Here is a 1,149-nt window from a genome sequence, read left to right on the forward strand (position 1 = left end):
GGCCCGCCCCGCCCCATCCCGCGCGCCCGCTCCGGCGCCACAGTCCCATCTGGAGATTCGCCCGTGGACCTCTTCGCCTATCCGGTGTCGCTCGTCATGAAGTTCTGGCACTGGGTGCTCAGCTTCGTGTTCGACCCTGGTTCCGGGATCGCCTGGGTGGGCTCGGTGCTGCTGCTCGTGGTGACCGTGCGGCTGCTGCTCATGCGGTCGATGTACCGGCAGCAGTACTCCATGCGCAAGATGGCGCAGATCGCTCCCAAGATGAAGGAGCTGCAGAGCAAGTACAAGGATCGCAAGAGTCCCGAGGACCGCCAGGAGCAGGCCAAGGAGATGCAGGCGCTGTACGCGGACGCCGGCGTCAACCCCCTGGCCGGGTGCCTGCCGCTGCTCGTGCAGATCCCCGTGTTCCTCGGCCTGTACTACGTGCTGCTCAACTTCTCCCCGCGCGGCGTCTCGATCGAGGAGGCCTCCACCATGACCAACGGGGCGTTCGGCCCCGACCAGGTCGCCTCCTTCCTCAACGCCGAGATCTTCGGGGTGCCGCTCGCCTCCTACATCCGGATGCCGCAGGACGTCATGGACTCCCTGCACCCCGGGTTGGTGCGCGAGGACATCCTCGTCCTGGCCGTGCCGCTGTTCGTGCTCGCGGGCATCGCCACCTTCGTCAACATGTGGAACTCCTTCCGGCGGCAGAAGGCGGCCAAGGCGGCCGAGCAGGAGGCGATCGCCCGGGTGGAGGCCGAGGAGAAGGCGGGCGGGCCGGTCGTCGACGGGGAGGTCCTCGAGGTCGACGGGGAGAAGCCCGCGGACCCCGCCAGGTCCGACGACGCGGCAGGCACCCCGGGGACTCCCGCCACGGCCGGCGCGGCGGGTTCCACGGGCGCGGCGGGCAAGCCCCAGGACTTCCAGTCGATCGCCGAGTCCATGACCGAGTCGATGAACCAGTCGATGAAGATCATGATGTACCTGTTCCCCTTCTTCCCCATAGTGGGCGCGTACTTCTTCAACTTCCCCATCGCGATCGGCATCTACTGGCTCACCAACAACATCTGGACCGCGGTGCAGTCGCACTTCTTCATGGAGAAGCTGGAGAAGGAGCTGCCGATGACCAGCCGCGAGGGGCTCCCGCCCAGCGCGTTCATGTGACGT

General features: G+C 67.1%; 1 protein-coding gene. It reads left to right on the plus strand.

The genetic code is table 11. The features are described 5' to 3' along the window. The first annotated feature begins 63 nt into the window (after positions 1-63). Entirely contained in the window at positions 64-1,146 is a 1,083-nt protein-coding gene (gene yidC / locus IY392_RS18040; RefSeq protein WP_194861977.1) for a membrane protein insertase YidC, read from the plus strand. The last annotated feature ends 3 nt before the right edge of the window (positions 1,147-1,149 follow it).

Origin of the sequence: Dietzia sp. SYD-A1, from assembly GCF_015356725.1 — a bacterium.
In the GTDB taxonomy this organism is placed as follows: Bacteria; Actinomycetota; Actinomycetes; order Mycobacteriales; family Mycobacteriaceae; genus Dietzia.